We start from the raw sequence: 6,669 nt of genomic DNA, 5'->3' as shown, positions 1-6,669 counted from the left end.
GGGCGATCAGCTCTTTGCCGGTACCGGTTTCGCCCAATAACAGCACGGTGCTGTTGGAATCTGCTACCAGTGAGATCAGGCGGTATACTTTTTGCATTTCTTCGCCGCTGCCTACAATTTCTGAAAAATTATAAATGGTTTTGATCTGCTCTTTCAGGTAATCATTTTCTACTTCCAGCTGCTTTTTGTAGGCCAACAGCTTTTCAGCAGCCTGTATATTGGCAATGGCCAGAGAGATCTGTGTACAAATTCCCTGCAGCATCAGCTTACTCAGCCGGTTGGCCAGCAGCCAGATGGTGCCTATATTTTTATCTCCTGCCCGTAATGGCAGGGTATACATATTCCTTAACCCGGTGGTTTTCCAAAGTTTTGCGTATGCGGTACCGCTTTTAAATTCTTCTTCCACATTAAACATCAATCCCTCCTTGCTGGCCAGCACCTGCGCGGTATAGGTTTCTTCAATGGTGATCTTGTTGGCGGACATTTTATCAACATCCACTTTTGCCTTTTCAAACAACGATCTGTCATACATATATGCAGACAGGTGGAAGCCATCATCATCTATTACCCGGATCATGGCCAGCTTTGTATGCATTGTTTTATCCAGCACCCTGAAAACAGCGGCCTGCAGGTCCTGTTTTGTTCTTGCCTGTGTAATATCATTTCCGAAATCCAGCAGAAAAGCCTGCTCCTCCTGTCTTTTACTGATCTGCTCATTGGCCATTATATTGGCCAGGGCAATGGATATTTGCGAACAAATGCCCTGCAGCAGCGGAACATTGATCTCTTCAATATCCAGGAACAAAATGCCATGATTCGTTTCTGCGTTGCGCAACCGGATGCCTAAAAAGTTTTTGAATCCCATTGCCTTCCAGCTTTGCAGGTAAGGTGCGGCAATGCCGCGTTGTATTTCCCTGTCTACATTAAACAATAAAGGGATGGGGCTATTCAGCACACGGTTCTGGATCCCGTCGTTAATGGGATACCTGGCTTTTTCCAGGGCGCTCACTATTTTTTGATCATGCTGCCATGCCCCCAGGTCATAAACATAAGGGCTCATAGATGCATTATCATCATTGATCCTGCGAATAACATAACCGCTCTTCTGATTCAGCTTACTGATGGCTGCACGAACGGCACGGGCAAGTTCTTCTTTCGTTCTTACCGTTGCAATATCGCTGCTGAAATCAAGCAGGAACGACTTTTCTTTTTCCTTGTTAAGCAGCTCCTCATTTTTGATGATATTGGATACAGCGCCCGACAGCTGGGGCGCAATGTCTTTCATGACCTCTCTGAACTCGCTGCTAAAGCTGCCGGGTTTATCAGAATAAATATGAATAAAGCCCATGGGTTTTCCTTCTTTCATGAGCCGGGTCATGAGAATTTCCCTTACGCCTTTTTCATAATTAACGCGGAAAAAAGCGGGGCTTTCCGGCTGGTCCATTATATCTTCCAGTAAAAAAGAGATAGGACCATCTGCCTGTAATGCCGATTGTATGGCCGGTGCTTTCAATGAAAAACGGGAGTGCACCATTTCCTGGTATCTTGGATGCGAGCGGATAGGAGAAGATTCATTATCCAGCAGGAAAGGAACATATGTTTCGTCTTTGTAGTCGATCAGGGTAACAATCGTATGCGTAAGATAATACAACCCTTTGATCCGTTTTTTGAAAAGGATAAGCAGGTCGTTCTTATCCCGGACCTTGGTGATATCATCCCCCAGCTCTGATAGCAGCTTTCTTGTCCGTTCAAGGGTAACCCTGGAAGGAGCAGGCATTTCAGATACAGAAGGTTTAGCGCTTTTCATGAAAGCAAGTTATAAAATACAGTTGGGGAACGGAAATTTTAACAGGAGAAAACATTGTCCTTCACTGTGTTAATAGCTACCGGATCACCGTAACGGCTCCCCTGAACAGGAAGGTAGTACCGTCCCCGCATACTGTTTCTATCGCATATACGTAACTGCCAATGGGCGGTCATAAATGCGCATCCACGCCACTTCTTTTATGCCGCGCCCTTTGGGATACTCCTATTTGCCCGAAATATTAATCCAAACCGGAGCATGGTCACTTGTTTTCTCCCAGGCTCTGACATGTTTATCTATTCCACCAGCAATCAGGCGCTTTCCCAGATCAGGGGATAATAAAAAGTGATCCATACGGATCCCGGCATCTCTTTTGAACGCATTACCAAAATAGTCCCAATAGGTGAACATTTTCTGATCCGGGTAAAGCTTACGTATAGCATCTATCCAACCTTGCTTTAACAGCTTCTGGAATGCAGCACGGGGCTCAGGAAAAAAAACAGCATCATTCACCCAGCGTTCCGGCTTGTGGGCATCTATTTCTGTGGGCACAACATTATAATCACCAACTAATACAACAGGCAAATTAAGCTTTATTAACCGCCCTGCTTTCGTAATCAACCGTTTAAACCACGTCATTTTATAATCAAACCTGGGCCCTGGAGCAGGGTTTCCATTTGGAAGATAAAGACAAGCAATAATAACACCATTGATCTTAGCCTCTATATACCGGCTTTGTACATCTTCCGGATCCCCGGGAAGCCCCTTTTCGATCTTTTCCACCTCATAACCATCCTTTGTAAGAATGGCTACGCCATTCCAGCTTTTCTGGCCATGCCAAATGGAGCTGTAGCCAATTTCTTTAAGGCTTTGCTCCGGAAATTTTTCGTCAGATGTCTTTAATTCCTGCAAACAGGCAATGTCTGGCTTCGCTTCTTTTAACCAGCGCAGCAATACAGGAAGCCTGCCATTTACTCCATTAACATTATAGGTTGCAATTTTCATGCAGGATGTTTTCATTTTAGCTATAAAAATCAAGCCAAAAGGCAGAGGAGATAATATGCTACCTCCCCTGCTTTTCATTTATTGCAATCCTATTTGTTTGGCATAGTTTAGTGAAAGTGCCTTTAAATACGCCGGTTATAATCTTAAACCATTTCTCTCACTTCCGCCAAGGTAACCGTTTTGCCCAGCGCGCCAAATTCATGCAGATCGCCAAACACTTCAACGCGGATGGATTGATCAACCCCACCAACATGTACCGGTTCAAAACCATTGTCATGGATCAGCTGCTCTATATCTTCATTAATACTGGTATCATCAGTAGCATAGAATAAAACAGCCGCTTCCGGTTTCTGGAAAGCAGCGCTTTCAAGCGAAGCGGCGCTCAGGGTTCCAAAGGCCTTGGCAAATTTTGCATTTTCAGGCAACAGAGCAGACAGGATATTACCTGCAGATTCTTTTTCCCCGATAATTTTTTTGAATCCGCCTTTATCATCAGGGGCAATGGGATTAGAAGGGTCAACAATAATTTTCCCCCGGAGCTCTGCCGCATACTTGTTCAATGATTCTTTGATAGTAGCAAACCAAACTGCCAGCACAATGATATCCGCCTCCCGGATAGCAGCGGATACTTCCATAGGCTGTGCCAGGCTTCCAAGCTTTGCGGCAAGTTCCTGCGCTTTTGAGAAATCCCTGCCGGCCACTATTACAGGGCGCTTGCCTTTTACCAGGTTAGCAGCCACTATTTTGCCAATATTGCCCAGCCCAATGATCGCAACCTTTTTTGATGTTTTTTCCTGTGTCATAAAATTCAGTTGATGTTTTTATAGATGAATTTTCAGACACAAAGTTCACCCTGTTGGATAGTTTTATCCAATGAGCTGCATCAAGAAATAGTATTGATCCAGGTTAAGGTTTTGGCTTGGCTGTTTTGCTCAGCCCATTCCGCAAACGGCTAAGACTCTCCGGAGCTATGCCTAAAAAAGCGGCGATCTGTACCTGTGAAAGACGGTTAACGAGGTGAGGATAGATCTCTATAAAGGACTTGTACCGGTCCTCAGCTGTTGAGCTGATATTTTGTAATAACCGCTGCTGCAGCCTGATGTAGCTGTTTTCCATCAGCACCCGGAAAATGCGGTCAAACTTAGGCGCCTGTGTAAAAAGAGTCACCAGGTCATCCCGGGTGATCTGTAAAGTAACGGTATCCTCCAGCGCATCAATGTTCAGCTCAGAGGGCTTTAAACCGTGAAAGCTGCCAAGGTCATTAACCCAATAGTTTTCAGCGGCAAACTGGAGAATATGGGTGTTGCCACGGTCATCTATTTTATACAAACGCAGGCAACCCCGCACTACAAAGTTTAAATGCGTACAGATGTCGCCCTCCTGAAGAATGTATTGCCGCTTACGGTAAAGACGGTGATGGAATTTTGCCTGCACTAATTCTTTTTCCTCTCCTTTCAAAGGTATTAAGCCGTTAAAGTACAAAAGCAGTGGTTCAACCGGATTGTGTTGAGACATAAGTTACGTTTGCAGGATCAAATATAATCATTCACAGGGGCTATAAAAAAAGACAACCTGCTATCCTGCATTTTTTCCTCACTTTGCATCAGAAGCTTTCCAATCTTTATAAATAAACCGTAACGCATCGTAGTACGCAAGGAAGGACTTATAGAAATATAGGCATTGAACATATCAGGATGGGTGAGCATACAGTAAATGGATGCGATACCGCCAAAGGAATGGTCACATTTGTTGAATCTGGCTTTGGATAGTGAACATAGATCGTACGATCTTCATTCAGTATTTTAGAAGAAATTGTTATGACGTCACTCGAAAGATGATTGTATAGCTCTTTTTTTTGACAGGCAATAATCCCCTACTGCCTCCTGCCGGCAAGATCTAAAGCCTGAAACTTCCCAGCAGGAACGCCCTGTTCAATGAATCCTTTGCCGTGATGCGGTAATAACGGCATTGCGTGGCTGGATTTACATTCAGCTCATAATCCTGCACATGCACGGTAGTGCCGGCAGCTTTTACCCGTCCGGCATCCATCCACTGCAAGGAATCCATACTGACCTGTATCCTGAAGCTATCGATATATCTTTCCCCGCCGGTTCGCCAGCGCAGGCCAGTTGGGGTTTCATCAGAAGATAACAGCTGCACAGGGCCTTTCCGCACAGTATCCATAATATGTTTTTGCGCCACACGCTCAAAGAGAATGCGATGCCCCGGTATATTCAGATGGATGCCATCCTGGTCGTATTGCTTGTTGATAGTATTATCGGCGTTCGCAAAAGGCTCCCAGAAATTAATCACTTTATCGCCATAGGTAGTCAGCAGCCAGTCGCGCATCTGTGGCAATGTATTACGCGGATGTCCGAAAGTATTGGTACGTGGCTGGGTAGTAGTTACCCACACCAGGATATGTTTATCCCTTGCGGCTTCTATGATCGTGCGAAAATTAGCCTGCTGCTCTTCCAGGCTGTAACCTGCAGCCGCGTCATTGGTGGGAAGGTTGATGATGATAGCATCCGGATGGAAGCTAAGCGCTTTGGTAATGTTCCTTTCCGTATCCGGTTCCGGCCGGCCTTCTTTCCTGGTGCCGGTGGGCATTACTTCGTAGGTGGAATAACCGGTCTTCGAGATGTTCTGCACCGCTACTTCCGGTCCCAGTGAATAGGCAAAACGGTTCACCCAGCAGCTGTCTTTCGGCTTAATGCCGTATCCTTCCGCTGTGGAGGAGCCCACAACAACAATGGTATACCGGTGATTATCCGGAGTGGTTTTGCAGCCGGTGGCCGGCAATAAATACAGGATTGCTGCTGCTAATTGAGCAGCTGCCGCATTTCTCCACATGACGAACAGATTATAAGGTAAAGGAATAAAAAGGTAAGATAATTATTTTCGGGAAAAGTAGGGGGCTATTACTCCCGTTCCAGTGTATTTGACAATGTCGTACAAATAGTATAACTTCTGCTCCCAATATGAGAGACAAGGTCTTTTACCCGTCAGCTATTTTAAGCCGTTATGTAAAGTACTACTGGACCTGCACCCACGATACAGATACCCTGGAGCTGATGTATCCGTCCGGGTGTTTGGAATTTTGTATCGATATATCGAATTGCGATACGATCAGGCATCGGGGAAACCAGTCAATCATAGTGCCCCGTTTGGAGGTGCTTGGCCATTGGAACATACCCATGAAGGCCTCCGTCCAAAAGGGCAATATTTGCCTGATAACACGTTTCCACCCATACGCCGGCGCTCTCTTTTTCCCGAACCAGGCTTCCGACTTTACCAACGAATCCATTGACCTGCATGATATTCTCAACAAGGAATCCCGCGAGTTTTACCAGCGCCTGATGGAACAGCCTTTGCTGGAACAAAAAGTAAAAGTGCTCGAAGCATTCTTAATAGACAAGCTGCTCAGCACCAGGAAAAACCACGAGAAGATAGCGTTAGTGGAAGGCATGTGCCATTCCATCCGCCGTAATGGTGAATCATTTGATATTGAGCGCCTGGCGGCAGAAAGCGGATTTTCCGAACGGTACATCCAGAAACTTTTTCTGAATTATGTAGGCATATCTCCGAAAAGTTTCTTTTCGGTTCAACGGTTCAACAAAAGCCTCAAGCTGGTCCGGTCGGCTAATATATCTCTGACCAATATTGCCTATGAATGCGGTTATTACGACCAGGCTCATTTCATCAGGGAGTTCAGATCATACACCGGCATCACTCCTTCCCAGCTCTCTGCTCACATCATATAAAAAAAGCCAGTACCCGGATTGTAATGCCCCCATAAAGTTGGACACTTTATGGGGGCATTTTTTATGGATAAACGAGGCAAATACAGTTTTAAGGAG

General features: G+C 45.4%; 6 protein-coding genes. 1 reads left to right on the top strand and 5 read right to left on the bottom strand.

The features are described 5' to 3' along the window. The 5 genes from KVT36_RS31330 to KVT36_RS31305 all read right to left on the bottom strand — a co-directional run. A partial coding sequence (locus tag KVT36_RS31330) for a sigma 54-interacting transcriptional regulator (protein WP_217607365.1) occupies window positions 1-1,807 on the bottom strand: 1,807 nt, incomplete at its 3' end. A 222-nt stretch (window positions 1,808-2,029) separates the two neighbouring features. Continuing rightward, window positions 2,030-2,809: an exodeoxyribonuclease III gene (gene xth / locus KVT36_RS31325; protein ID WP_217607364.1), complete on the bottom strand. Its 780-nt coding sequence runs from the start codon at window positions 2,807-2,809 to the stop codon at window positions 2,030-2,032. A gap of 143 nt (window positions 2,810-2,952) precedes the next feature. Beyond that, on the bottom strand, window positions 2,953-3,612 hold the full coding sequence (locus KVT36_RS31320) for an NADPH-dependent F420 reductase (RefSeq protein ID WP_217607363.1): 660 nt from the start codon (window positions 3,610-3,612) through the stop codon (window positions 2,953-2,955). 103 nt (window positions 3,613-3,715) lie between these two features. Then, window positions 3,716-4,324: a Crp/Fnr family transcriptional regulator gene (locus KVT36_RS31315; RefSeq protein ID WP_217607362.1), complete on the bottom strand. Its 609-nt coding sequence runs from the start codon at window positions 4,322-4,324 to the stop codon at window positions 3,716-3,718. A gap of 381 nt (window positions 4,325-4,705) precedes the next feature. Next, window positions 4,706-5,662 (bottom strand): SGNH/GDSL hydrolase family protein, encoded by a 957-nt coding sequence (locus KVT36_RS31305; protein WP_217607360.1) that lies wholly within the window; start codon window positions 5,660-5,662, stop codon window positions 4,706-4,708. Between the two features lie 128 nt (window positions 5,663-5,790). Here KVT36_RS31305 and KVT36_RS31300 point away from each other — a divergent pair, with 128 nt between their 5' ends. Continuing rightward, entirely contained in the window at window positions 5,791-6,573 is a 783-nt protein-coding gene (locus KVT36_RS31300) for an AraC family transcriptional regulator (RefSeq protein ID WP_217607359.1), read from the top strand. The last annotated feature ends 96 nt before the right edge of the window (window positions 6,574-6,669 follow it).

The organism is Chitinophaga sp. GbtcB8 (genome assembly GCF_019091455.1).
Lineage (GTDB): Bacteria > Bacteroidota > Bacteroidia > Chitinophagales > Chitinophagaceae > Chitinophaga.
Note: the sequence above shows the minus strand (reverse complement) of the source record. Positions and strands in the feature narration are given on the sequence as shown.